Consider the following 23,317-nt stretch of genomic DNA (forward strand, 5'->3'; position numbering starts at 1 on the left):
AGGCGCTTGATGAGTGACGCCTTGCAGGTGGTGGCTTCCGTTGATGTGAGCGATTGTGGCGAACTAATGGCAAGGCTGGAAATCAACTCGTTCTATAGCGCCTATAGTTTTGATGCATGGTTATGAGGCGCGGGCGATAAAAGCGGGCGCAATTTTGCACAAGGAGGGTGCGCGGTGGGCGTTGCGTAAAAATAACTAATTGAAAAATAAAGATTTATGCCGGTGGCACGAGGCTTGCGAAGGCCTTGGCGTCCTGGGTGACAAGGAGTTCGGCATGATCCGCAACTTTTACGATGAGATGTACGATGCTGGCGGGCAGGTTCGCCCGCATTACCGGGAGTTTGCCCGGTGGTTGGGAAATACGCCGCCTGAGCTGTTGGCTCAGCGGCGTCGCGAGGCCGATCTGCTGTTTCATCGTGCCGGAATTACCTTCACGCTCTATGGCGACGAGCAGGGCACCGAGAGGTTGATTCCTTTCGATACCATTCCGCGCAGCATTCCGGCCACTGAGTGGCGGATTGTCGAGCGCGGCTGTATTCAGCGAGTCAAAGCGCTGAACATGTTTCTGGCCGACCTGTATCACGAGCAACGGATCATCAAGGCCGGGATCGTGCCTGCCGAACAGGTACTTGCCAATGAGCAGTACCAGTTGGCAATGCAGGGGCTGAACCTGCACCGCGATCTGTATTCGCATATTTCCGGCGTGGACCTGGTGCGCGACAGTGACGGCACTTATTACGTGCTCGAAGACAACCTGCGCACCCCCAGCGGTGTGAGCTACATGCTCGAAGACCGCAAGATGATGATGCGCCTGTTTCCCGAGCTGTTTGCGGCGCAGCGCATCGCGCCGATCGATCATTACCCGAACCTGTTGCTCGATACCCTGAAAAGTGCCAGCCCGCTGGATAACCCCAGAGTCGTCGTGCTGACGCCGGGGCGCTTCAACAGCGCATTTTTCGAGCATGCGTTCCTGGCGCGGGAAATGGGCGTCGAGCTGGTAGAGGGGGCTGACCTGTTCGTGCGTGATGACCGGGTCTATATGCGCACCACTTCCGGTCCGCGGCCGGTCGACGTGATCTACCGACGTCTGGACGATGCATTTCTCGACCCGCTGGCGTTCAGGCCTGATTCGGTGCTGGGCGTTCCGGGCCTGCTGGCAGCCTACCGCAGCGGCAACGTGGTGCTGGCGAACGCGGTGGGTACCGGCGTTGCCGATGACAAGTCGGTTTACCCGTATGTGACCGACATGATCCGCTTCTATCTTGATGAAGAGCCGATCCTGATGAACGTGCCAACCTGGCAGTGCCGCAAGCCTGACGAGTTGTCTCACGTGCTGGCCAATCTGAAAGATCTGGTGGTCAAGGAAACCCAAGGCTCCGGCGGCTACGGCATGCTGGTCGGCCCGGCGGCTACGGCAGCCGAGATCGAAGCCTTCCGGGCTCGCCTGATTGCCCGGCCACATGCGTATATCGCCCAACCCACCCTGTCCCTGTCGACCTGTCCGACTTTCGTCGAGAACGGCATCGCCCCGCGACACATTGATCTGCGCCCCTTTGTCTTGTCTGGCCGCGAAACTCGCGTAGTGCCCGGCGGGCTCACCCGTGTGGCCCTGCGTGAAGGCTCGCTGGTGGTGAACTCGTCTCAGGGCGGCGGAACCAAGGACACCTGGGTGGTCGAGGATTAAGGATGCCTGCCTATGTTGAGTAGAACTGCCTCTGATCTGTTCTGGATGTCACGTTACCTGGAGCGGGTTGAAAACCTCGCACGGATGCTTGATGTCAGTTACTCGTTGTCATTGATGCCCCAGGACGGGCGTGGTGACGGCCTGGATGAAATCGCCATGCCGCTGTTGATCACCGGCACCCTGGATGCCTATCGAGAGCGTCATGGCGAACGGCATGCCGAACGCATGCTGCACTTCTTTGCTCTGGATGCCAGCAACCCGGCCAGCATCTACAGTTGCCTGGGTGCCGCACGGGCCTGTGCCCACGCGGTACGCGGGCGAATTACCGCTGATATGTGGGAGAACATCAACTCCACCTGGCTGGAAATCCGCGACATCGCCCAGCAGGGCCTGAACCGCTATGGCATGAGCCGCTTTTGCGAGTGGGTCAGGGAGCGTGCCCATCTGTTTCGCGGTGCAACCTACGGCACCATCATGCGCAACGATGCCTTCAGCTTCATTCGCCTGGGGACATTCATCGAGCGTGCCGACAACACTCTGCGCATGCTCGATGCGCGCTACGAGATGCTCGAGCTGCGTGGTTCGCATGTGAAAGCGGCGGCTGACAGCTCTGCTGCCGGCTATTACCAATGGAGTGCGTTGCTGCGTGCCTTGTCGTGCTTCGAGGCCTACACCGAGCTCTATCGCGAGGCGCCTGGAGCCCGGCATGTGGCCGAGTTGCTGTTGTTGCGCGCCGATACGCCACGTTCATTGCTGGCGTGCCTGGAAGAACTCGATGAAGTGCTTAGCAGCTTGCCCGGCATCAACGGGCGGCCCGCCCAGCGCATGGCCGCCGAGCTGCATGCGCGGTTGCGTTTCACCGGCATTGATGAGGTTCTGGAAGCAGGGCTGCATGCATGGTTGAACGACTTCATCCCTCTGGTCGCCGATCTGGGCGATGCGATCCACACTTCCTATCTGGAGGCTGCATGAGACTCTCCATCAGTCATGAGACCAGTTATCACTATGAGGCTCAGGTACGAGCCAGCATCCAGTACCTGCGCCTGACCCCACACGACAGCGAGCGCCAAAAGATTCTCAGTTGGCAACTGAACCTGCCGCGCCCGGTGCGCCCCCAGGTCGATCCATACGGCAATATCCTGCACGTGCTGACCCTCGACGAGCCGCATCAGGCCATTGTGATCGGTGCTCGTGGTCAGGTAGAAATCGATCCGCGCTGCGAGGCCGAGCCTGACAGCCAGTCGCCGTTGCCGTTTCTGCGCTCGACCCGGCTGACCGAGGCTGACGAAGCACTGCGCTCGTTTGCTGCCAGCCAGTGTCAGCGTGGCACCGACCGGACTGCCCTGATCGACTTGATGCACGCCTTGAACCAGCACATGGTCTATACGCCGGGCAGTACCGAAGTCGAGACCAGTGCGGCGCAAGCCTTCGCCGGCCGCAGCGGGGTCTGTCAGGACCACACCCATGCGTTTCTGGCATGCGCGCGCAGCCTGGGCGTGCCGGCGCGCTATGTGTCGGGTTACCTGTGCACTGCAGACAGCGACCACCTGTCCAGCCATGCCTGGGCCGAGGCCTGGATTGATGACGGCTGGTACAGTTTTGACGTGACCAATCAACTGGCCATTCCTGAGCGGCATCTGAAGGTGGCGGTTGGGCTTGATTACCTGGATGCGTGCCCGGTGCGCGGTATGCGCCGTGGCGGCGGCTTCGAGCAGATGCATGCCCGAGTGCTGGTGTCGCCTGCAGCACCGATTGCCGCTGCGCAGACGCAAGTGCAGCACCAGTGAGGGCCGGGCGGGCTGTCTGAGCGCCCGCCATTTCACCATATGCGCGAGAAGCCTCGGGGGTTTAGCCCGAGGTCGAGAGCGCGGACGCCGTAGGCGTCCTGGTTGGGAGTCTGCTGTTCTTCGATGTATTGGCGCAGGATTTCAATCGGCGCACCGCCGCAGCTAGAGGCGAAGCAGGATGGCGACCAGAGGACACCCCTTCGCTTGAGCCAGGGGTGGAAATCCCCGAACTGCTTACGCAGCAGTCTGGATGATACCCTCTGAGTGAAGCCACCCGATTCGACAACGCCACCCATAGCTTGAAAGACCAAACCATAATTCATGCCATGAACCACACCAGGACCCTCAAGCTCCGAATCAAAGACAAGCACGCGAAAACGCTGCTTGCGATGGCGCGCGAGGTCAATCAGGTGTGGAACTACTGCAATGAAACGAGTCATCGCGCCATCCGGGAACGCTACCAGTGGCTCTCCGGTTTTGACCTGCAAAAGCTGACCAATGGATTAAGCAAATGCGACGGCGTGCAGATCGGCTCGCCAACTGTGCAGCAGGTTTGCGAGGACTACGCCAAGGTCCGTAAGCAGTTCAAGCGTTCCAGGCTCAATTGGCGGGTGTCCAGCAGGAGCAACCCCAAATACAGTCTGGGCTGGATTCCATTCAAGGCGCGTGCCTTGCAATACAAGAATGGTCAGATTCAGTTCGCCGGGTTCAGGTTTGGCCTGTGGGACAGCTACGGTTTAAGTCAGTATGCCCTGCGGGCCGGCAGTTTCAGTGAAGATGCCAGGGGGCGCTGGTATCTCAATATCTGCGTGCAGGTTGAGAGCAAGCTGTGCATCGGCACTGCCGCAGTTGGCATCGACCTGGGCCTTAAAGCGGCGGCGACAACGTCTGAGGGCCAGGTGCTGATAGGGCGCCAATATCGCACCCTGGAGCAGAAGCTGGGCATCGCTCAGCGTGCTGGCAAGAGGGCACGTGTTCGCGCCCTCCATGCCAGGATCAGGAACCGGCGCAAGGATGCGCAACACAAGTTCTCAACCGCCCTGGTTGAGCGCTGCGCCGCCATTTTCGTTGGCGATGTAGCCAGCGCCAAACTCGTAAAGACCCGAATGGCCAAATCCACGCTTGATGCAGGATGGGGCCAACTCAAGACAATGCTGGAGCAGAAATGCCAACGGGCAGGCGTTGTTTTTGAGGTTGTAGCCGAGCGTTATACCACCCAGACCTGCTCGTGCTGTGGAAGCATTTCCACCAGCAGTCCGAAAGGTAGAGCCGGTTTGCGAATAAGAGAATGGACCTGCGTGTGCTGCGGTACAGCCCACGACCGCGATGTAAACGCGGCCCTGAACATTCTTGCGGCGGGGCATCGCCGTCTAGCTGTAGGAATCCCCGCTCTTTAGGGCGGGGAGGATGTCAATGACGACTACTCGGCGGGGTCGTCGGTGATGTCATAGAGCGCGTTGTGCAGCTCTTCGTAGTTACCGCCATTGATGACGCTCAGGTAACCGGCCTTGTTTAGCTGGTCTTGGGCTTTGTTGGCTTTCTGATCGCTGCTGGCGAAAATCACGAATACCGTATTGCGGTCGGTCAGTACCTGCTTCATCTGGTTGACCAGCCGCACCGGGTCGACCCGCACTGCGTTGAGGACAGTGCCTGCGTCATATTCGATCTGGCTGCGCACATCCACCGCTAGGCGGCCTTCTTTCAAAGCGGCCACGGCGACGGCCTGAGTGACCTCACCGGCCTGCGCGCCTGCGCAAGCAACCAGCGTTACCAGGGCTATCCACTGACGCATGAGCCTGTCTCCCTTGATCCTGATGGATAAAGAGTGGCACAGACTTGGGCCATTCGACAGCACGTGGTGTTATTTCAGCCGAACAGACGGGTCAGGTTCGGCACGATAAGTACCAGTAGGGTGCCGAACAGAATGAGCCCCGCTTGCCGCAGTTTCGTGTGTTTGAGCATGGCTGACTGCCTTTTGTTGTTATTCCTGAGCGACAACAGCCCACCGGATTTCTTGCGGGAAATCGGTTGGACTGGCAAAGGTAAAGCCATCTGGGCAGTTGGGTGTGGTCTCCGACCGACGTTCCCCGGCGCTGTATAAAGAATTATTGCGCCCTGCCTTTTCTACAGATTTAACCTTAGAGCCCGCGTTTCATAAGGCTTAGAACTATTTGGTCTTTATGTTTTTATTGAAAGATCTAAAAAATATCAAAAGCCGACCGCCATCTGGCCGATCCTCTGATTAGACACTTCGGTTTGCGCTTTACCGTTCGTCTGGCGGCCTTGAAGCTCAGGTTGGAGCAAAGCTGTTTACGGGGTGGGCCTGCCAGCGACAACCCTGTACCTGTCAGCGAACTGGCAGCGCGGCGTATACACCTTGATTTACAAGGGGTATCAGGGCAGGCTTGGCGCGCCGATCTCCTCAACTTCACCGCTTCAGGTCAATTCTTCATGCCGTTACGTATCTGCATCCTGGAAACCGATGTCCTGCGCCCGGAACTGGTCGATCAATATCAAAGCTACGGCCGCATGTTCGAGCGGCTGTTCGCCCGGCAACCGATCGAGGCCCGGTTCGTTATCCATAATGTGATGCAGGGCGATTACCCGGCCGAAGGCGAGCGCTTCGATGCCTACCTGGTGACCGGCAGCAAGGCTGATTCGTTTGGGAGCGATCCGTGGATCCAGACCCTCAAGGTCTATCTTCTGGGGCTGTACGAGCGTGGTGAAAAACTGCTGGGTGTCTGCTTCGGCCATCAACTGCTGGCCTTGCTGCTGGGCGGCCAGAGCGAGCGTGCTGCCCAGGGTTGGGGCGTCGGCATTCATCACTACCGGTTGGGCAATGAGGCGGCATGGATGACTCCGGCGCTTGAGAACCTGACACTGCTGATCAGCCACCAGGACCAGGTCACCCGCCTGCCGGAAAACGCGACAGTGATTGCCTCAAGCGAGTTCTGCCCGTTCGCGGCCTATCACATTAATGATCAGGTGCTGTGCTTCCAGGGCCACCCCGAGTTCATCCATGACTATTCCAGAGCGTTGATGGACATTCGTCAGGAGTCACTGGGCGCGGCCCTGTACGACCGCGCAGTGACCAGCCTGGTGGAGGATCACCACGGCAGTATCGTGGGTGAATGGATGATGCGCTTTGTGGCGCACAAGACCGTTTAGTCGCAATACATTCAATTAGGTACTGTATGCCCTCGGTGGGAGCAGCACCTAATTGACCAGTATTGTGTTGAGCTGATGATCTGCTACAGCCAGCCTGAGCGCTTGAAACTGGCAAACAGCGCGGTGCAGCCGCCGACGATCACCCCCAGCACAATGAAGTAGCCGTAGTGCCAGTTCAGTTCCGGCATGTTCTGGAAGTTCATTCCGTAGATGCCGGCAATCGCGGTAGGGAAGGCCAGGATCGCCGCCCAGGCGGCGAACTTTCTCTGGATCAGGCCCTGGCGTGATGACTCCAGCAGCAAGCCGATTTCAATGGTCTGGCTGGCCAGGTCACGCAGGTTGGCCAGGTCTTCCATTTGCCGTTTGACGTGAATCTCGACATCCCGAAAATACGGACGCATGTTCTTGTCGATGAATGGAAAACTGAGCTTTTGCAGTTCTTCGCCGACCTCGACCATGGGCGCCAGGTAGCGCCACAAACGCAGCAAATCACGGCGCAGGCCGTGAATGCGCTGGATCTGCGCATCGGTCATCACGCCATTGAGCACGCTCTGTTCCAGTTCTTCGAGTTCACAATGAATGGCTTCGGCGACCGGCTGATAGTTCTCGGTGACAAAGTCCAGTAGCGCGTAAAGCACGAAGTCCTCGCCGTGAGACAGCAGCAGCGGGCGCGCTTCGCAGCGTTGGCGCACCGCGCTGTAGGACTTCGAATGGCCATTGCGCGAGGTAATGACATAGCCCTTGCCGGCAAAGATGTGGGTTTCGATGAATACCAGCTTGCCGTTTTCCCTGACCGGCGCATAGGTGACGATGAACAAGGCATCGCCAAAGGTTTCCAGCTTTGGTCGGCTATGCACCTCAAGGGCGTCTTCGATGGCCAGCTCATGCAGGTTGAACTGCTTCTTGAGGCTGGCCAGCTCATGCGGGTCGGGCTTTTCCAGGCCAATCCAGACAAAGTGACCTGGCTTGGCGGCCCAGGTTGCACCTTCTTCCAGAGTAATATCGCTAACTTTTCTGCCTGCGCTGTAAACCGCTGCTGCAACTACTCGGCCCATATCGGTATCGCTTCTTCCGGATGCTGGTTCAGGTTGATCAGAGTATTGCAGCAGCCGCGAGTTCGGGCATCAGACAAGATGTTGGCGATCGAGCTCTATGGCTGCGTCGAGGGTTTCCAGCAGTGCGCGGCGGGCCTTGAGCTTGGTGTTGCGATGCGCGGTCATGTTGATTTTTTTCAACTGCCCGGCCACCTGGCGTGCGGTTTCAATCAAATCCTGGGGGGCGACCACCTGATCGAGAAAGCCGGCCTCACGTGCCGCTTGCGGGCCGAACATCTCGGCGTTGATCACCGCGCGGTGAAAGGCTGATTTGCGCAGCCGGTCGCGGGCCAGCTCGATGCCGACGTTATGCATGGTCATGCCGATCTGCACTTCATTCAGGCCGATCTGGAACGGGCCCTCGACACCGATCCGGTAGTCGGCCGACAGCAGCAGGAAGGCGCCTTTGGCCACGGCATGGCCAGGGCAGGCCACCACGATGGGGAAGGGGTGGGCCAGCATCCGCCGGGCCAGAGTCGAGCCCTGGGCGACCAGCGCGATCGCCGCTTCCGGGCCTGAGGTCATCACCTTGAGGTCGTAGCCGCCGGAAAGAATGCCCGGCTGGCCGGTGACGATCACCACTGCGCGATCCTGCACGGCCTGGTCCAGCGCGGCATTGAACGCATCAATGAGCAGCGGCGAGATCGCATTGACCTTGCCATTGTTCAGGGTCAGGGTGGCAATGCCTTCTTCGAGCTGGTACGAGATCAGATCACTCATGGCGCAATTCCTTATTGGCGTATTCGGCAGACGTTACCCATGCAAAGGGTGCAGGTAAAGAACTGACTAACCGGTCATCAAAAGCCCGATTGGACACGCCACCGCTGCTGGCTGCTGCACCCGGTCTGGGTATGGATCAGGACTGGATGTCGTTGAACGAGCAGTACTCATCCCATTCCATGCCGAGCGCTTCGGCAACCTGACGGTGGGCTTCCAGGCGCATTTGCTGGCGTTGCTGCTCAGACTCGGCAATCAGCTCGATGGCCAGCTCCCAGGCCTCGATACCTTGTTCATCAGCCGCATCTTCAAAGGCCCACTGCACCTGTTGCTGTTGCTCTTTGGCGCTGAGCTGGCTGATTTCATCCTTGAGCGTCGGGTGGGTGGCCAGGTATTTGGCCAAGGCGGCTTCTTGCCACTCGTTCATGTTCATCATGCGGCTCCTCGGGTGCGTGGCATCACGGTTGATGCCCAAGGGCGCCATTATCGTTGGCGCATGCTGCCTGGCAAGCCTTGCGGTATCGCTTCGTTGCTACCCATCGCGCGGCGCAGCGCTTCGTCGAACGACGACTGGCCGGCACTGGGGTCGAAGCACTCGCTGTAAAATTGCTTGCCGGCGCATTTGGAGGCGACGGTGGGCGCGGGAAGCCGGTTCTCCTGCAGCTTCTTGTAGTTCTCGCCCTCAATCACTTTGGCGTTGGTCTTGCCGCTGATCTGCAGGTTCTTGATTGCCCGCAGATGAACTTCATGGACATGCTCACGAGGCGTGTCCGGGGTCATCAGCGGCGGGCCGGGGCGCTGCACGGTGGTTTCACCACGATTGAGCGGGCAGGGCGTGGCGGCGTAGCCGATTTTGCCTTCCGGTGAAACACACTTGAATATTTCGCCCTGCGCGTAGTCGCACAGAACAACAGCCAGCGCGAATGCGATCAATGATGAACGGCGTTTCATGTGCTCCTCCCTGAGTGGCGCAAGGCTACCATTGCCGCGCTTCAGGGAACAGTCCCTGGCACCGTTCGTCTGCCGGGCTGCACCATTGTCAGCGACCTGGTTCCCACAGCTATGAGCCCATTCATTCCTGTCGCGGAGGCTGCACATGCCGACCCATAAAAGTGACCCGCTACCCACCGACAAGCCGGATTTCGACCCCGATTCACCGGATCTGGAAGACCCGCAGATCGACCCGCCAGAACCTGCCAAGTCACCTGACGACAAGCCACCGGCAGGCGATTACCCGCCCTATAACGAGAATAAGTAATCGGCGCTATGGATTGGCCTGCAGATACTCCAGCAGGTCTTCCATGCGCTGCTCATTGCCCATCCACCAGAGCTTCATGCGGGTGCCTGGCACCATGCCGTCGGGATCCTTGACCAGTGTTGCGATGTTCTCGCGGGTCCAGACAATTCCGGAGTTGTGCATGGCGTCCGTGTATTTGTAGTCGGCCGTAGCCCCGGCGTTACGGCCGATCACCCCGTTAAGCTGGGGGCCGAAGGCGGCTCGTGCATGCGGGCCGATCTTGTGGCAGCCGGCACACAGTTTGGTAAATACCGCCTTGCCGGCCTCGGCATCCCCCGCGCCATAGGCACTGCCGGCCGCCAACAGCGCCAAAAGCAGTAATACGGTGTTGTTCATGGGGCCTCGTCAGCACGATTTTCAAGGCCGGGATGCTAACCCACACCGATGATGAGGAAAACCGGGTCTGTGGTCATGAGCGTGGACAACCTATGTCAGCCGGGTTGTCACCCCAGCCAAAGCCTGCTTGAAGGACGGCAGGTCCTCGCTGGTTTAGATCTGGTTTTCAAACGGTTTGCCAGCCCTGCTGAGCCGTCCAGCGCCACAGGCGCGGTTCGCCGTGGCGGTCCTTGCGCCGCGCTTTGCAAACCATCGCCTGCTGATCGTCATGCCAGAGCAGTTCAGGGAAGGTCATTGAGACCAGCAGGCCGCTGGCAACCTGATCGACGCTGATCTCGGCCTGCGGGCTGTGCAGTGGCTCAAGCGGGTTGTCCAGCGTGCGCAGGCTGTGCGGCAAGTGCCACTGCCAATCGAACACCGGGCCACCCGGCGGCGCGGGGGACGGAAATGGCTGCTCATGGGCCTGGCGCAAAATGTTCCACTGGTTCTGCGCAATCCACAGATCGGCAACCTGAACCATCTTGTGCGGCTGCGCGTGGGCGATCAAATCGTCGATCATCGCGCTCCAGGTCTTGTTGGAGACCAGCGGGCTTTCCCGGCCGGTGATTGTCAAGTTGCCGACCAGATCGATCTCCCAGAAACGGCTGTCGACATCGCAGACATGCAGCAGATGTTGCTTGCGGTCGTAGATCATCAACGGCCAGTGGCTGCGCGAAGGCGCTGGGGTCACGAAATAGCGTCCGTTCGGGGAAAAGCCGCTCGATGCACCGCCGCCGTAAATAACGCTGCCATCAGGCAGCAGGTAATCGCACACGGCCGGCCCGCCCATGACAAACTCGCTGCAAGACAGCACCCGCACTGCCTCGCCTTCGGGACTAAGCGGCGCCTGACCGCTCCAGGCGTTGGGTCCCGCAATGTCCAGGGGCGTGCATTCGGTAATCCGCGGCTTGCTGTGCGGTTCGGGAATATTAAGCCTGGCGAGTTTCTGCCAGCCCTTATGCACGACCACAAGCATGATGAAGCACAGGATGCCCACCAGCGCCCCGGTAAAGCCGGACGACACCAGGCTACCCAGCAGATAACTGACGCCGAAACAACTGCCCAGCATCCACATGAAGGTGCTGTCTACTTCACCGCGAATGCGGTTCTCTAGCCATTCGGCAAGGTGCGCCAGGACCCAATAGGCGATGATCAGGGCCGGCGGCAGATAGAGCGGGATGACAAAGGGAATGACCAGCAGCGCCAGGTTGATCAACAGCTTTGCAAGCACGATGAAGAAATTGTCTTTGTCTTGATAGGGAATGCCAGACATCGTGCCAGCTCAGGTTTTACTAGAAGGCCGTGATCATAACCGTGGCGCGGGCAGGGCGACGACGCTGTTGGGTGGATTTCGGGACGGGGTTCGCAGCCTTTGCTAATCAGACCTTTTGCGGATAGGGGGCGGATAGGGGTAACCCACGCCAGGCCGTGATTTTGCACACGGCCTGCGCCTGCCGCACGCGCTCAGAGATATTTCTTGGCCTCTTTGTCGACCTGCTTGTCGGCCTTGTGTCGTTCATCATCGGCGTGCCGCGCACCTTTATCGACTTCATCAGCATCGTGCTTGACGCCCTTATCGAGCTCTTTGGCGTCATGCTCGACCCCTTTGTCCAGCTCGCGGTTGTCATGGCGAACGCCCTTTTCCAGTGGCGTCTCGGCAAACGCCTGTGCCGACAGGGTGGCGGCCAGAACCAGAGCGCCTGCCAGGGCCAGAATCGGTTTACGCATGGTATTACTCCTGAATTCGACGACCAGTCCGTCATGGACTGCTGAATTTCAAGCTAGCTCAGGGGGCGGGTAATGGCAGGCCGTTGGTCGGCAGTTCGAGGCCCGAAGCGCATCGCGTAATCGGCAAGGCAGAAAAACACGTATCGTTTTAATGAAAAACACAATAAATGTAGACACAGGTATTTCATTTCGTGGTCAAATCCTGCGTATGAACGAAACCATCGGAAAACGCATCAAGCGTCTCAGAACGGCCGCAAAAATGTCGCAGGCTCAGCTTGCGCAAGCCTGCGGCTGGAAATCGCAATCACGGGTGGGCAACTATGAGGCTGACTCGCGCGAGCCCTCGTTTGCCGATATCGAGGCCATTGCCACGGCCCTGCAAATCGACAAATCGCAGCTGCTGCTGGATATGCGCGCGCTCCAGCCGGGTGGGGGCCTGACCAACCTGCCAGCGCCTGCCAAGACTTCTGCCGCTGACCTGGTGACCCAGATGCTGGTCAGGCACGGCAAGAACCTCGACGAGCAAGCGCGCAAGAAGATCGCTGACGCAGTGCGCGACACCGCAGATGAAGTGAGTGCTGGCAATGTGATCCAGGCTGATTTTTCCGGGTTGAAGGCCACGCCGGACGAAATCGTGATTCGTCAGTACGACATACGCGGCTCGATGGGGCACGGCCAAATACCACCAGATTACAAAGAGGTCATCCGCAACCTGATCATCAGCGAAGATGTGTTGCGTGAAAAGGGCGTGACCTACACCTCCAGGCATTCTCTGGCGATGATCACTGGCTGGGGCCAGAGCATGGAAGGCACGATCAACGACAAAGACCCGGTCATTGTGGATCGTGGTGTCAATGAGTTCATCGGCGATGGCGTGTATGTGATCACCTGGCACGACATGCTGTACATCAAACGCCTGCAAGTGTTCGACGCTGAGCGGTTCTGGCTGATCTCGGACAACGAGAAGCACAAGGACCAGCAAGCCCGTATCGAAGACGTGACCATTCACGCCAAAGTGCTGCTGGTCTGGAATGCCAAAAAGGTCTGAGGCCAATACAGTTCGGTTAAGCATCACAAAGCTCTGGAGGAGCGAGCTTGGTCTGGGCGGCACACCGACGCACAGGCCGGTTAAGTCACAACATCTGCTGCGAATGTGCCGCCGTCTTCGTTGGCAGCCGGCGCGCGCTTGCCCGGCTGCTCTCGCCAATCTGTCGTGCTGGCCGCAAAGCCCCCCTCGTTGGTTCAGAAAGGCGCCGCTTCGACGGTCTCGACCTCTGCCTGCTCCACTATCCGATCCTCATCGGTCGGCTTGACCCATTCCAGCAGCACGCCCCCGTCATCCTGAAAGGTCATATTGATCCCGTCGGTTTCCGCCAAAAGCTCCATGACCGCTTCCCATGCCTGATCCGTATCTGTGTCCAGCCGGTGGATCAGCGCGGCACAGCGTTCCTGGGCTCTGGGTGAATTGATCATCTCTGCGATACGCAACCCCAGCCGTTCTACCTCACTCATTACCCGGGCTTCAGGCTTGTTCTGTTTGGTCATAGTGATCTTCCTTTGCTGTATATATATCCAGTTGTTGCGAGAGGATATAACACGTTGCGTGGCTTGATAACCCTTCGCGATAGGAAATTTCAGCAACGTCCGCCAAAAATAAAAACACATTTGGTGTTTGACAGATAAAACACGTTGGGTGATATTGGTGTCCGTCGCAGCAAGAAACGCACGGCGACAAACAGGCTGGAGGTTCTCCGGCCAGCAGTCGGCAGCGAATTACCGAGTCAACCCCGCAAGGCGAAAGCATCAAGCGGAACGGACCTGGAGCAACAGTTTTTGAAAGGGATTTCTGGCCCCGGATCAAGTGAGGCCGGATGCAGAGTCAGCTTGCATGCCGCCTTTCGTCACTGGCGATAGCGTGGTGGGCATGGCAGATAAAGGAAGATTATGCAGATGCTTAAAGATTGCAGATGCGGTAAGTGCAACAGACTTCTCGCCCGTGTGGGCGGTTTTACCGAACTCCAGATCAAATGTTCCCGTTGCGGAACGTTGAATCATGTGAAGGCCGCGAGCCTCGAGAAAGCGCCTTTGAGCGAGCCAAGCGCGGCCAGTCCGTGCGATTTGAATCCCGCTCAACATCAATCATCGAGGTGAATTATGAAACTGATTAAAAACATTCTGCTGGCGACCGCTTTTATGTCGTCCATTGCATCCATGAACACGTGGGCTGCCGCCCAGTCGTGGAATCTGGCGCGTGACATGTACCTGATGAAAGAAAGCGCCCCGGCCGGTTCGCCATGGGCATTCTTGCAAAGTGCGCCGGGCGGTGGCCTGTCGTCCGGCTATACGCCTCTGCCTTCCTTCCTGGCCGACCAGTGCGGCTCTTCCCCTGCCACTTGCTGGCAAAACACAAGTTCGGGCGCATGGATTGCCATTCCCAAAGCTGATTACGGGTTTGGCGGGAGCGGTGGCAGCTTCGTTTTCAGGCAAGGCGATGCTGCGCTTCATCCGGGCGTCAACACCCAGTCGATCATCCGCTGGACCAGCCCGATCACTGGCACCGTGAAGGTTCATGGTCGCGTCAACGACCTGCACGCGGCGTGCGGTAACGGTGTTGCCCTGATCCTCAAGTCAGGCGACACCCAACTGCAGTCCTTCGATGTACCCAACGGCGGCAGCGTGGTGGTCAGCACCGACGCCATTGCGGTGACGACCGGAGCGCCGCTGTATTTCGTATTTGATAGCAAGGGCGATTACTCCTGCGATTCGACCAGCCTGGATCTGTTTATCAGCAACTGACTCTCTGACTCTCGAGGTTCTTGAGGTCAGGCCAGATCGCCATTGAGCGACGCAGTAAATCATTCAGTTTGCAAAGCACCAGGTTTGTTCCGGCCAGGCTCCTGGGCCTTTTTCTTACATTCCATCATGAGCTCACGAGCATGGAGCTACTGCATCGCCTGCTCGAAAAGACCGCGCTTTTGCTGGCCGGCGGGCTTGGCGTGGCTTTCGCCAGTTAAGTGGCACAAGGACGATCTGGATTCAGTTGACCTGCCCGCCACCGAGCGGGCTTTTTTCTGGGAAAAATTCAAATGGCACGAATTGACGCAACACAGGCCGGCGGTATTAACGTCCTGGCGTTCCTCGACATGCTCGCCTGGTCGGAGGGTACTTCCACCATCAAGGCCTCTGAGGATGGCTACAACGTGCTGGTCGGCGGCACCCTGTTCAGCGATTACAGCGCGCACCCTCAGGTGCTGGTCGACCTGCCGCGCTACCGGATCAAATCCAGCGCAGCCGGCCGTTACCAGTTTTTGGCACGCACCTGGAACGCCATTGTGCGCAACTACGGCTTCAAGGGTCGGTTTATTCCCGAGGCTCAGGATCTGGCCGCGATCAAGCTGCTGATCGAGTGCGGCGCGATGCCGTGCATCAAGGCCGGTGACATCAAGACGGCTATCGCCAGGGCCGCGCCGATCTGGGCCAGTTTGCCCGGCGCCGGTTATGGCCAGCGAGAGCACAAGCTTGCCAGCCTGCTGCAGATTTACGCTGCTGAGCGGGCTCGGGAAGAGGCATCAGAGGCGGATCTGTTGGCCATGTATTCTGCTTGCGGCGGGGTGCTGATATGACGCGCCTGGTCCTGATTGCGGGCCTGCTGCTGCTTCAGGGCTGCGCCGTTCAGGCCATGCGCTACGCAACCGGTGCCTATTGCGCGGCTCCGGAGCCGGCGCGCCTGGCAAACCGTATTCTAGTCAATGCCTCAATTGCGCCCGATCGTATTGAGGTCACTTGCGGCGGCGCGCCATGACCGGCCGCTTCCCTGATCCTTTGGTACTGCAGGCCTACGCCAGAGGCGAGTGGGTGCTGATGCACGACTTCCGCTACCAGTCGGCTGACGGCGAGACCTACACAGCGCCGAAATACTTCATCACCGATCTGGCCTCCACACCCTGGATTGTCAGGCCCCTGCTGGCCGGTATCGAGGACCGGCCATGTGGCGTTATCCATGACTTTCTGTTCTGTGAAAACAGGCTGGCGCGGGTGGTCTGTGATGCGCTTTATTACGAAATGATCCTGGCGATCAATGTTGGCGATAGCCGGGCGGGGGCGATTCATACGTTTCTGCATCTGGGCAGTGCCAAGGCGTACGCCGACTGCGCAGGCGGGATGAAGGTCGAGGATCTGGCCTTTGAACTGATGAGTGAGCAGGAGAGGGTGGTGTGGCGGTCCAGGCTGCAGCCGGCGCAGGTGGCGATACCGACCTGAAGTTGTTCTTTATGGCCTGAATCTGTCCGCAAGCGGGAAAGCCAGAAAAGAAAAAGCCCCGGTCTTTTTCAAGACCAGGGCTTTAACTTGTATCGAATATGGCGGTGAAAGAGGGATTCGAACCCTCGATACGATTTCTCGTATACACACTTTCCAGGCGTGCTCCTTAAACCACTCGGACATCTCACCGTATCTCGTTTCAGACGTTGCGTCCGTCGAGGTGCGCTAATGTAGTCGAACGTTTTTCCTTATGCAAATGTTTTTTTCAGATTTTTCATGTGCTTAAGCAAAAAAGCCGTCCTGGTGGGGTTATGGGTTCTGCAGGAATACCACATAACCCTTGAACCAGGGACTGGCTTGTAAAAAATCCGGCTCTTGCCATTCGCCACCCTGGATCAGGCCGACCTTGAACGGCAGGCCCAGGCGGCTCAGGCGCGGCAGGTAGGCGCCGTAGTCGGGGATGCTGTGGCGGCCCTGGTAGGTCTGGACCACGACTTCGTCGATCACGCCGTTGAGTTCGCCAATCACGCTGGCGTCGGCGTTGCTGCTCCAGTCCATCAGGCCGGTGATGCTCAGGCGGTAGTCGGGAGGCAGGCGCTGGCGCAGGTCGCGCAGGAAGGTCACGTATTCGTCGAGGTGGCGGGTGCGGGCGTCGAAGTCGATCTGGACGCCGACCACCGGGTTGCCGGCCCTGCGCCAGCGCTCGACCTGGGCGAACAACTGGCGATACACGGTGTCGGGCCAGCGCAGGGTGTGGGCGCGGTAGACGATCCACACCTGTTTTTGCGGCAGGCGGGCCACGCCCGGCCCTTGAGCGATGAAGTGCACCTGCGGGTCGCGGCGTGACTGGCTGATCTGGCCTTGCAGCACGTAGAGCGTATTGGCGTGTTGCAGCACCGGCTGCTGGTCGACGCCGGCCCATAGCCAGAACTGGTCGTAGTGGCTGGCGTCTACCGCCGCATGGCCGGGCTCAGTCGCCAGCAGCCAACTGAGCAGCAGCCAGGGCCAGGTTTTCATCATGGCTTTACCAGTAATACTGCAGGGTTTTGCCCCACTGAGTGCTGGCGTAGCTGCCTTTGAGCTGGCGGAACCAGGCTTTGCGGGTGGCCGGCTCGACTTCCTGGCCGCCACAGCTGTTGTAACCCGAAGGTGCATAGCAGTTGATGGCGCGAAACAGCGCATAGGCTTTGTCGTCACGGCCTGCCTTGGGGTTGTCGATCACCTGGCGATAGCCGTCGAGCCGTGAGAACACCTCGCCGGCAAAGCCCGGTGCGCTGCCTCCTAGGGTGTCGGCATCGCGGCGCTGATCCAGCGGCATGCTGTCGAGGCGGTTGCGCAAGATGAACTCGCCCAGGCAATTGAGCGCCTGAGGGTCTTTGCTATCAGCCTGCAAGGCGGCAGCGGTCTGAGCGATGCTCGGGCAGCTGTAGCCAGACTCGGCCTTGTCGCCTTGCCACTGGAACAGTTCCAATGATGGACCTTGCTGGTAGACGTAGCCCAGGCCGTAGCCCAATTGCTCTTTGGGCAGCGGTTCAGGCAAGCGTTTGAGGTCTTGTGCGAAGTCGGCATAGCGACCGCGCAGCAGGTCTTTGTAGAGCAGCACGAACAGCGCCAGGTTGCGTTCGCTGGTGTCCAGCCCGTTCAGGGTCTGCTCGCGCAGCAGTTGCGCATCGGCCACATGGCTGAGCAGGATGTTACGCACTTGCCGGGATTGGATCGGCGAGTCGGCGGCAAACACGCCGGACAGTTGCTCGTCGTGCTCGTAGCTCATCGACAGGGCCAGCTCCAGTTGCTCGCGTTGCAGCGGCGCCTTGGCCATCGGCAGGATGGCGAGCCACGTCTGTTGTGCACCCTTGAAGTCCTGGCGAGCTTGCAAGGCCAGGCCGCGCAGCATTTGCTGGCTGAAGCTCAGATAACTCAGGGTGTCGCCTGCGGCAGGTGGCTGCGGCAAGTGCTCCAGTGCCTTCGCTGGATTGTCTTGCACATAAAATGCGTGGGCGGCCAGCAGGTAGTCATACATGGCCGGATCGTTGGCAAATACCGGCTGCTGGGCCTGCAGATCTTCCAGCGACAGGCCGGGGCGGGCCTGTTCGCGCATGCTCATCAGGTCAATGACCGCCAGCAGCAGAGGTTCTTGCAGCGTATGGGCACGGTTGATGAGTAACTTGATATCGATCTCGTTGATCAAACCATCCAGGCTGGCGTTGCGCTGTGCGTCGCTGGCTTGGGTCAACTGCCAGACATATTCGTCAGCCAGCTTGTCGTCGTTACCGGCCAGCCAGTGTACGCGGCGCAGTAAGCCGCGCGCTGATGCCGCGTAATCACCTTGCGGCCATTGGGCCAGGTATTGCTGGAACGCCTGGTCAGCGCGACCCAGCAAGGCCAGGTCCAGGCGATCAGGGTCGATTTCACCGTACTCAGTGAAGCCCGTTTCTTGAACCTGGTTTAGCAGGGTGCGAGCACTCATGTAGGCAGCGGTCTGGTTCAGCCATGGCTGGCGGCTGTCGGCCAGGCGGGCGAATCCGCTGGCGGCTGCATCAAAACGACCACTGTAGAAGTCCGCTGCTGCAGCCAGGTAGAGAGCAAATGCCTGGGCCTCACTGGACGCCAGATTGGCCGGTAGCAGGCTCGTTTGCTGGTCCGGATCCCAACTGCAGGCACCGAGCATTTGCAGACGGCTGTCGGCCAGTGCCTTGCGCTCGTTGTCTGTCAGTTCGGGGCTGTTCAGCACGGCGCTAATGAAGGCCGTAGCGCTGGCCTGATCGTTACTGCGGCAACGGCTGCCTTCACCTTGCAGAAACTCCTGCCCGGCGGTTGTTGCCGGTCGGCTCAGGCCCAGTCGTTGCAGTGGTGCAGCCAAGGGGTCGACAGCCTTGCTGGTTGGTTGTGCGTCGGCAGGCGTCGCTTCTGGCCTGAGCCGGTAAACCGGGAATGGCACCTGACCGTAGCCTTGTTCCAGGTCGAGGGCTTGCAACGGCTGCGGGCTTGGCGGCAGCACGCCCTTGTCGGCCAGCAACAGGCGCAGGTTGATCTGGCTATCGTTGCCAGGGCTGAGAAAGGCCAGGTTGCTGCACGGCTCCAGATTGTCCTTGATCAACGACCAGCGCGGGTAGCAGGAGTCGTCGCTGCTGGCCTGGGCTTGAAGGGAAAACGCGCAGCCGACAGTCACTGTCAGGGCAGTCAACAACCGCATGTGCATGAAGAGTCCTTGAATCATGGCTAGAACACAGGCGCAGATCATAGCCCGCCTTGTCCGTCATGTCCGTCATGCACGGCGGTGTGTTGAAAATTCCCACAGGGTTCACAGCATTCTGCTGAGGGTGTCGTCCTTGCGGATGAAGTGATGCCAGAGCGCGGCGGCAATGTGCAGGCCGACCAGGTAGTAAAACAGCGAGGCGAACAGCTTGTGCAGGTCTTCAAAATACTCGGCGGTACGTCCCGAGGTCGGCAGCGGCCAAGGGATGGCCAGCCCGGTGAACAGGATCGGCAGTTCGCCTTTTTCTACCAGTACGGTGAGCATGCCCAATATCGGCTGCACGAACAGGAACCCGTACATCAGGTAATGCGTCACTCGGGAGGCCACGCGTAATCTGTTGTGCAGGGGCGGGGTAATGGCTGGCGGCGCATGACGGCGTCGTTCGGCCAGGCGAAAGAACGCCAGGCCCAGCAACAGGATGCCGGTCAGGTAATGCCCTTGCACCACCATCATGCGGTATTCGGAAAAGCGGCTGAACTCACTGCGGCACAGAATCAGGCCATAAGCCAGGACAACCAGCAGTGCCATGAGCCAATGGAGCCAGCGGGCCTTTGCGGTATAGCGTGCGATTGACGAAGCGGCCACGGCTCGGTTCCTGTCGTCGTCTTGAATGAAATCAGCTTAGCCGGTTTTGCTGCGTTTCCAGCGGGTGGAAAAATCTGTCACCGGTGGTTCTCAGCCCCCTGTGCAAGCAACCCGCGTGCCGTTTCAGGTTTCAGTGTTCAGTAAAAAACCAAGCGCCCCGCCAGGTGCGTGGGCCGCGCCATCACAGGCTTTGCCCGCACCTATGAGCGGGTAAGTGCTGTGCGCGGCATAACGCTCATTTATCGCTGACCAGCGTTGCATTCTGCGCGTTGGTCGATAAACGACGGAACCGGCTCGTTTGGCAAGCTTCATATGCAGTGATTGCCCTCAAGGAGTAAACGTTCTTGACCCGAGCCCATACGCCCGTCGGCCAATTGCAGCCGGTATCGGCCAACCTCTCACTGAATGTACTGACCATGAATATGCATATGGGCTTTGGCTTTTTGAATCGGCGCTTCATCCTTCCCGAACTGCGTGAGGCCGTGCGCAGCGTGTCGGCCGATGTAGTGTTTCTGCAGGAAGTGCACGGTGAGCACCAGCGCCATGCCAGCCGGGTCAAGGACTGGCCGAGCATCTCGCAGTACGAGTTCCTGGCCGACAGTATGTGGAGCAGCTACGCCTATGGCCGTAATGCGGTTTACCCGCATGGCGATCACGGTAACGCACTGCTTTCCAAATACCCGATCCTGCGCCACGAGAATCTCGACGTGTCCATTCATGGCACTGAAGAGCGCGGTCTGCTGCATTGTGTGCTTGATGTTGCACACCATGGCCAGGTGCATGCGATCTGCGTGCATCTGGGCCTGCGTGAGAAGCACCGTGAGGCGCAGATCCGGCTGCTCGCGCAGCTGGTCAAGGGCCTGCCGGACGGTGAGCCGGTCATTGTGGCCGGCGACTTCAACGACTGGCGCCTGCGTGCCGATGCGCTGCTGGCCGGCACCGGGTTGCGCGAAGTGTTCGTCCAGCACACAGGGGCGCCGGCGCGCAGTTTCCCGGCGCGCTGGCCGCTGCTGCGGCTGGACCGGATCTATGTCGCCAACGCCACGACCCGGCGGCCGCAGGTGTTGAGCCATCGGCCCTGGTCTCATCTGTCCGATCATGCACCGCTGGCGGTGGAGGTGAGCTTATGAAACAAGGGCAATGGCGTGACGGTAACTCGGTTGAGTTGCTGATCAATGGCGAGGATTTCTTTACCGCCGTATTCCAGGCCATCCGCTCGGCACGCAGTCAGGTGCTGGTCGAGACCTTCATCATTTTTGAAGACCGGATTGGCGAAGGCTTGCAGCAGGCGCTGATCGAAGCGGCGGGTAATGGCGCACAGGTGGTGGTCACCGTGGATGACTACGGCACCTGTGATCTGAGTTCAGCGTTCGTCAAGCAAATGATCGATGCGGGCATTCATATCCAGTTGTTCGACCCGCAACCGCGTTTGCTGGGCATGCGCACCAATCTGTTTCGCCGTCTGCATCGCAAGGTGGTGGTGATCGATGGTGAGCTCGGCTTTATTGGCGGGATCAACTACAGCGTCGATCACATGACTGAAACCGGGCTGACTGCCAAGCAGGATTATGCGGTGCGGGTCCGTGGGCCGATCATTGCCGATATCCACCGCAGCGCCTTGGGCATGCTCAGCGCGGCGGTGCGTGAGCGGTTGGCGCCGGTGCCGCTGCGCCTCGAGCAGGCCGGCCATGCCCGGATGTTGTTGGCTGAGCGGGACAACCGTCAGCACACCACCGACATTGAAGAGCAATATTTGCAGGCGATCAGGGCCGCCAATTCGCGGATCACCCTGGCCAATGCCTACTTCTTTCCCAGCTATCGGTTCTTGCGCGAGTTACGTAACGCCGCGCGACGCGGGGTCAAGGTCACCCTGATTCTGCAAGGCAAGCCGGACATGCCGTTCGTACGGGTCTGCTCAAGGCTGACCTACACCTACCTGTTGCGCGACGGGGTGGTGATCCACGAATACAAGCAGCGCGCGCTGCATGGCAAGGTGGCGCTGATCGACCATGAGTGGTCGACTGTGGGCTCCAGTAACCTCGACCCGCTGAGCCTGGCGTTGAATCTGGAAGCCAATCTGTTCATCCGTGATGCGCCACTCAATCAGCAGTTGCAGGAGCATCTGCTTGGACTGGCGGCTGCCCACAGCGTGCCGATCACCCTCAAAGGGGCGGCGCGTGGCCAGTGGTGGAGGGCGCCGATGATTTTTCTGTGCTTCCACTTCCTGCGCCACTTTCCGGCCATCGCCGGGCTGTTTCCGGTGCACGGCATGCGCCTCAAGCCCCTGCGTGCGGCGGACGTGATGCCCGAGGCGCGGGTTGTTGAAGAGCGACAACAGGCGGCCCATGAGCTGTCCAATTCGGAGAAATCGTCATGAGCCAGGCTGGCGCTGCTGCATCCGAAACCCAATCAAGCAAATGGCTGTGGGCCAAACGCTTGCTCAATGTGTTTTTCATCGTACTGATCCCGGTGTTGCTGTTTCTGCTGGTCAAGAACCTTGATTGGCAGGAGGTCATGCAGGCTTTGCGCTCCTACAAGGCCAGTACCTTGTTCATCGCCGTGCTGGTGGCGGCCTGCAGCTACCTGGTCTACTGCGGCTTTGACATCCTGGCGCGCTTTTACACCCGGCATCGGCTGAGCATTGCCCAGGTCGTGCCGGTCACCTTCGTGTGCTACGCGTTCAACCTCAACCTCAGTTCCTGGGTAGGCGGCATTGCCTTGCGCTATCGGTTGTACTCGCGGCTGGGGCTGGATGTGCCGACCATCACCCGCGTTCTCAGCCTGAGCCTGATTACCAACTGGCTGGGCTATATGCTGCTGGCAGGTCTGGTATTCGCCTTGGGCTTTCTTGAGTTGCCGCCGGAGTGGGCGATTGGCAGCACGAGCTTGCAGCTGATAGGCGTGGCGCTGCTGATCCTGTGCGCGGCTTATCTGGCGGCTTGCCGGTTTTCCAAGCGCCGGTGCTGGACCATTCGCGGCCAGGAGATTGTCTTGCCGACCCTGAGTCAGGCGCTGATCCAGGCCAGCCTGGGTGCCTTGAACTGGTCGCTGATGGCGCTGGTGATTTACACCCTGCTGCCGGACAAAGCGTTTTACCCGGCAATTCTGGGTGTGTTGCTGATCAGCAGCATTGCCGGGGTAATTACCCACATCCCGGCCGGGCTCGGTGTGCTGGAAACCGTATTCATGACCCTGTTGGCGCACCAGTTTTCCAAAGGTACCTTGCTGGCGGCGCTGATCGGCTACCGGGCAATTTACTTTTTGCTGCCGCTGCTGTTGGCGGTGGTGGTGTACCTGGTGCTGGAAAAGCGCGCCAAGCGCCTGGGTCAGAAAAATCGCCAGGCGCTGGATGCTCAGTAGCGCGGT

General features: G+C 59.3%; 28 protein-coding genes, 1 tRNA gene and 1 pseudogene. 15 read left to right on the forward strand and 15 right to left on the reverse strand.

Features of this window, described 5'->3' with window-relative positions; genetic code table 11:
* The first annotated feature begins 274 nt into the window (after nucleotides 1-274).
* The 3 genes from NJC38_RS00480 to NJC38_RS00490 are packed head-to-tail and all read left to right on the forward strand — an operon-like array spanning nucleotide 275 to nucleotide 3,471.
* Nucleotides 275-1,684, forward strand: coding sequence for a circularly permuted type 2 ATP-grasp protein (locus NJC38_RS00480; RefSeq protein ID WP_253110280.1), 1,410 nt, complete (start codon nucleotides 275-277; stop codon nucleotides 1,682-1,684).
* A gap of 12 nt (nucleotides 1,685-1,696) precedes the next feature.
* Nucleotides 1,697-2,656 (forward strand): alpha-E domain-containing protein, encoded by a 960-nt coding sequence (locus tag NJC38_RS00485; protein ID WP_045489938.1) that lies wholly within the window; start codon nucleotides 1,697-1,699, stop codon nucleotides 2,654-2,656.
* Complete coding sequence (locus NJC38_RS00490; protein ID WP_253110283.1) at nucleotides 2,653-3,471, forward strand: transglutaminase family protein; 819 nt, start codon at nucleotides 2,653-2,655, stop codon at nucleotides 3,469-3,471. The genes NJC38_RS00485 and NJC38_RS00490 overlap by 4 nt, the downstream gene beginning before the upstream one ends.
* 101 nt (nucleotides 3,472-3,572) lie before the next feature.
* Here the strand turns inward: NJC38_RS00490 and NJC38_RS00495 are convergent.
* Nucleotides 3,573-3,734 (reverse strand): annotated as a pseudogene (locus NJC38_RS00495) (transposase); the annotation flags it as partial.
* Between the two features lie 63 nt (nucleotides 3,735-3,797).
* Between NJC38_RS00495 and NJC38_RS00500 the strand changes: the two are divergent.
* Nucleotides 3,798-4,868, forward strand: coding sequence for a transposase (locus NJC38_RS00500; RefSeq protein WP_253110286.1), 1,071 nt, complete (start codon nucleotides 3,798-3,800; stop codon nucleotides 4,866-4,868).
* 23 nt (nucleotides 4,869-4,891) lie between these two features.
* Here NJC38_RS00500 and NJC38_RS00505 read toward each other — a convergent pair whose 3' ends face one another.
* The gene (locus NJC38_RS00505) at nucleotides 4,892-5,263 is read right to left on the reverse strand and encodes a rhodanese-like domain-containing protein (protein WP_045489942.1); all 372 of its coding nucleotides are present in this window, start codon (nucleotides 5,261-5,263) and stop codon (nucleotides 4,892-4,894) included.
* Nucleotides 5,264-5,922: 659 nt separating this feature from the next.
* Between NJC38_RS00505 and NJC38_RS00510 the strand changes: the two genes are divergently transcribed.
* Complete coding sequence (locus tag NJC38_RS00510) at nucleotides 5,923-6,639, forward strand: amidotransferase (protein WP_045494564.1); 717 nt, start codon at nucleotides 5,923-5,925, stop codon at nucleotides 6,637-6,639.
* An 83-nt stretch (nucleotides 6,640-6,722) separates the two neighbouring features.
* Here NJC38_RS00510 and NJC38_RS00515 read toward each other — a convergent pair whose 3' ends face one another.
* The 4 genes from NJC38_RS00515 to NJC38_RS00530 all read right to left on the reverse strand — a co-directional run bounded on the left by NJC38_RS00515 (nucleotide 6,723) and on the right by NJC38_RS00530 (nucleotide 9,401).
* A complete protein-coding gene (locus NJC38_RS00515; RefSeq protein ID WP_253110289.1) occupies nucleotides 6,723-7,694 on the reverse strand; it encodes a magnesium and cobalt transport protein CorA in 972 nt (323 codons plus the stop codon).
* 69 nt (nucleotides 7,695-7,763) lie between these two features.
* A complete protein-coding gene (locus NJC38_RS00520; RefSeq protein ID WP_253110292.1) occupies nucleotides 7,764-8,453 on the reverse strand; it encodes a crotonase/enoyl-CoA hydratase family protein in 690 nt (229 codons plus the stop codon).
* Between the two features lie 136 nt (nucleotides 8,454-8,589).
* Nucleotides 8,590-8,883 carry a DUF6388 family protein gene (locus tag NJC38_RS00525; RefSeq protein ID WP_045489949.1) on the reverse strand — a complete coding sequence of 98 codons (294 nt, stop codon included), beginning with the start codon at nucleotides 8,881-8,883 and terminating at the stop codon, nucleotides 8,590-8,592.
* Nucleotides 8,884-8,933: 50 nt separating this feature from the next.
* Nucleotides 8,934-9,401: a DUF4124 domain-containing protein gene (locus NJC38_RS00530; protein WP_253110302.1), complete on the reverse strand. Its 468-nt coding sequence runs from the start codon at nucleotides 9,399-9,401 to the stop codon at nucleotides 8,934-8,936.
* A 145-nt stretch (nucleotides 9,402-9,546) separates the two neighbouring features.
* Here NJC38_RS00530 and NJC38_RS00535 point away from each other — a divergent pair, with 145 nt between their 5' ends.
* Nucleotides 9,547-9,708, forward strand: a complete 162-nt coding sequence (locus tag NJC38_RS00535) for a DUF6021 family protein (RefSeq protein WP_253110303.1) — start codon at nucleotides 9,547-9,549, stop codon at nucleotides 9,706-9,708.
* A gap of 6 nt (nucleotides 9,709-9,714) precedes the next feature.
* On the opposite strand, the gene NJC38_RS00540 is transcribed toward NJC38_RS00535, so the two are convergent.
* The 3 genes from NJC38_RS00540 to NJC38_RS00550 all read right to left on the reverse strand — a co-directional run bounded on the left by NJC38_RS00540 (nucleotide 9,715) and on the right by NJC38_RS00550 (nucleotide 11,850).
* On the reverse strand, nucleotides 9,715-10,083 hold the full coding sequence (locus tag NJC38_RS00540) for a c-type cytochrome (protein ID WP_253110305.1): 369 nt from the start codon (nucleotides 10,081-10,083) through the stop codon (nucleotides 9,715-9,717).
* Nucleotides 10,084-10,249: 166 nt separating this feature from the next.
* The gene (locus NJC38_RS00545) at nucleotides 10,250-11,395 is read right to left on the reverse strand and encodes a hypothetical protein (RefSeq protein ID WP_253110307.1); all 1,146 of its coding nucleotides are present in this window, start codon (nucleotides 11,393-11,395) and stop codon (nucleotides 10,250-10,252) included.
* A 191-nt stretch (nucleotides 11,396-11,586) separates the two neighbouring features.
* The gene (locus tag NJC38_RS00550) at nucleotides 11,587-11,850 is read right to left on the reverse strand and encodes a hypothetical protein (RefSeq protein WP_253110311.1); all 264 of its coding nucleotides are present in this window, start codon (nucleotides 11,848-11,850) and stop codon (nucleotides 11,587-11,589) included.
* A 208-nt stretch (nucleotides 11,851-12,058) separates the two neighbouring features.
* Here NJC38_RS00550 and NJC38_RS00555 point away from each other — a divergent pair, with 208 nt between their 5' ends.
* Nucleotides 12,059-12,898 (forward strand): XRE family transcriptional regulator, encoded by an 840-nt coding sequence (locus NJC38_RS00555; RefSeq protein ID WP_045489958.1) that lies wholly within the window; start codon nucleotides 12,059-12,061, stop codon nucleotides 12,896-12,898.
* Between the two features lie 194 nt (nucleotides 12,899-13,092).
* Here the strand turns inward: NJC38_RS00555 and NJC38_RS00560 are convergent, their stop codons facing one another.
* Nucleotides 13,093-13,395 (reverse strand): DUF1654 domain-containing protein, encoded by a 303-nt coding sequence (locus tag NJC38_RS00560; RefSeq protein WP_253110314.1) that lies wholly within the window; start codon nucleotides 13,393-13,395, stop codon nucleotides 13,093-13,095.
* Nucleotides 13,396-13,707: 312 nt separating this feature from the next.
* The gene (locus NJC38_RS29120; RefSeq protein ID WP_253111372.1) at nucleotides 13,708-13,905 is read right to left on the reverse strand and encodes a hypothetical protein; all 198 of its coding nucleotides are present in this window, start codon (nucleotides 13,903-13,905) and stop codon (nucleotides 13,708-13,710) included.
* On the opposite strand from NJC38_RS29120, the gene NJC38_RS00570 reads away from it, so the two are divergent.
* From NJC38_RS00570 to NJC38_RS00590, 5 genes are all read left to right on the forward strand, one after another.
* The gene (locus NJC38_RS00570) at nucleotides 13,849-14,001 is read left to right on the forward strand and encodes a Com family DNA-binding transcriptional regulator (protein ID WP_253111348.1); all 153 of its coding nucleotides are present in this window, start codon (nucleotides 13,849-13,851) and stop codon (nucleotides 13,999-14,001) included. The genes NJC38_RS29120 and NJC38_RS00570 overlap by 57 nt on opposite strands.
* Nucleotides 14,002-14,004: 3 nt before the next feature.
* Nucleotides 14,005-14,646, forward strand: coding sequence for a hypothetical protein (locus NJC38_RS00575; protein ID WP_253110317.1), 642 nt, complete (start codon nucleotides 14,005-14,007; stop codon nucleotides 14,644-14,646).
* Nucleotides 14,647-14,936: 290 nt separating this feature from the next.
* Nucleotides 14,937-15,473 (forward strand): glycoside hydrolase family 104 protein, encoded by a 537-nt coding sequence (locus NJC38_RS00580; RefSeq protein ID WP_253110319.1) that lies wholly within the window; start codon nucleotides 14,937-14,939, stop codon nucleotides 15,471-15,473.
* Nucleotides 15,470-15,652 (forward strand): hypothetical protein, encoded by a 183-nt coding sequence (locus NJC38_RS00585; RefSeq protein ID WP_045489966.1) that lies wholly within the window; start codon nucleotides 15,470-15,472, stop codon nucleotides 15,650-15,652. The genes NJC38_RS00580 and NJC38_RS00585 overlap by 4 nt, the downstream gene beginning before the upstream one ends.
* Entirely contained in the window at nucleotides 15,649-16,110 is a 462-nt protein-coding gene (locus tag NJC38_RS00590) for a DUF1353 domain-containing protein (RefSeq protein ID WP_253110322.1), read from the forward strand. The genes NJC38_RS00585 and NJC38_RS00590 overlap by 4 nt, the downstream gene beginning before the upstream one ends.
* A gap of 99 nt (nucleotides 16,111-16,209) precedes the next feature.
* Here the strand turns inward: NJC38_RS00590 and NJC38_RS00595 are convergent.
* From NJC38_RS00595 to NJC38_RS00610, 4 genes are all read right to left on the reverse strand, one after another.
* Nucleotides 16,210-16,299, reverse strand: a tRNA-Ser gene (locus NJC38_RS00595).
* A 120-nt stretch (nucleotides 16,300-16,419) separates the two neighbouring features.
* Nucleotides 16,420-17,127 (reverse strand): DUF3142 domain-containing protein, encoded by a 708-nt coding sequence (locus tag NJC38_RS00600; protein WP_253111350.1) that lies wholly within the window; start codon nucleotides 17,125-17,127, stop codon nucleotides 16,420-16,422.
* 7 nt (nucleotides 17,128-17,134) lie between these two features.
* A complete protein-coding gene (locus NJC38_RS00605; RefSeq protein WP_253111352.1) occupies nucleotides 17,135-19,309 on the reverse strand; it encodes an outer membrane assembly lipoprotein YfiO in 2,175 nt (724 codons plus the stop codon).
* A gap of 102 nt (nucleotides 19,310-19,411) precedes the next feature.
* On the reverse strand, nucleotides 19,412-19,951 hold the full coding sequence (locus tag NJC38_RS00610) for a cytochrome b (protein WP_052483433.1): 540 nt from the start codon (nucleotides 19,949-19,951) through the stop codon (nucleotides 19,412-19,414).
* A gap of 344 nt (nucleotides 19,952-20,295) precedes the next feature.
* Here NJC38_RS00610 and NJC38_RS00615 point away from each other — a divergent pair, with 344 nt between their 5' ends.
* From NJC38_RS00615 to NJC38_RS00625, 3 genes are read left to right on the forward strand one after another with little or no spacing between them, the layout of a single operon-like run.
* Nucleotides 20,296-21,081 carry an endonuclease/exonuclease/phosphatase family protein gene (locus NJC38_RS00615; protein WP_253110325.1) on the forward strand — a complete coding sequence of 262 codons (786 nt, stop codon included), beginning with the start codon at nucleotides 20,296-20,298 and terminating at the stop codon, nucleotides 21,079-21,081.
* Nucleotides 21,078-22,328, forward strand: coding sequence for a cardiolipin synthase ClsB (gene clsB / locus NJC38_RS00620; RefSeq protein ID WP_253110327.1), 1,251 nt, complete (start codon nucleotides 21,078-21,080; stop codon nucleotides 22,326-22,328). Before NJC38_RS00615 ends, clsB begins: the two co-directional genes overlap by 4 nt.
* The gene (locus tag NJC38_RS00625; protein WP_045489978.1) at nucleotides 22,325-23,311 is read left to right on the forward strand and encodes a lysylphosphatidylglycerol synthase domain-containing protein; all 987 of its coding nucleotides are present in this window, start codon (nucleotides 22,325-22,327) and stop codon (nucleotides 23,309-23,311) included. The genes clsB and NJC38_RS00625 overlap by 4 nt, the downstream gene beginning before the upstream one ends.
* The last annotated feature ends 6 nt before the right edge of the window (nucleotides 23,312-23,317 follow it).

The sequence above is a fragment of the Pseudomonas sp. 21LCFQ010 genome (genome assembly GCF_024129905.1).
Lineage (GTDB): Bacteria > Pseudomonadota > Gammaproteobacteria > Pseudomonadales > Pseudomonadaceae > Aquipseudomonas.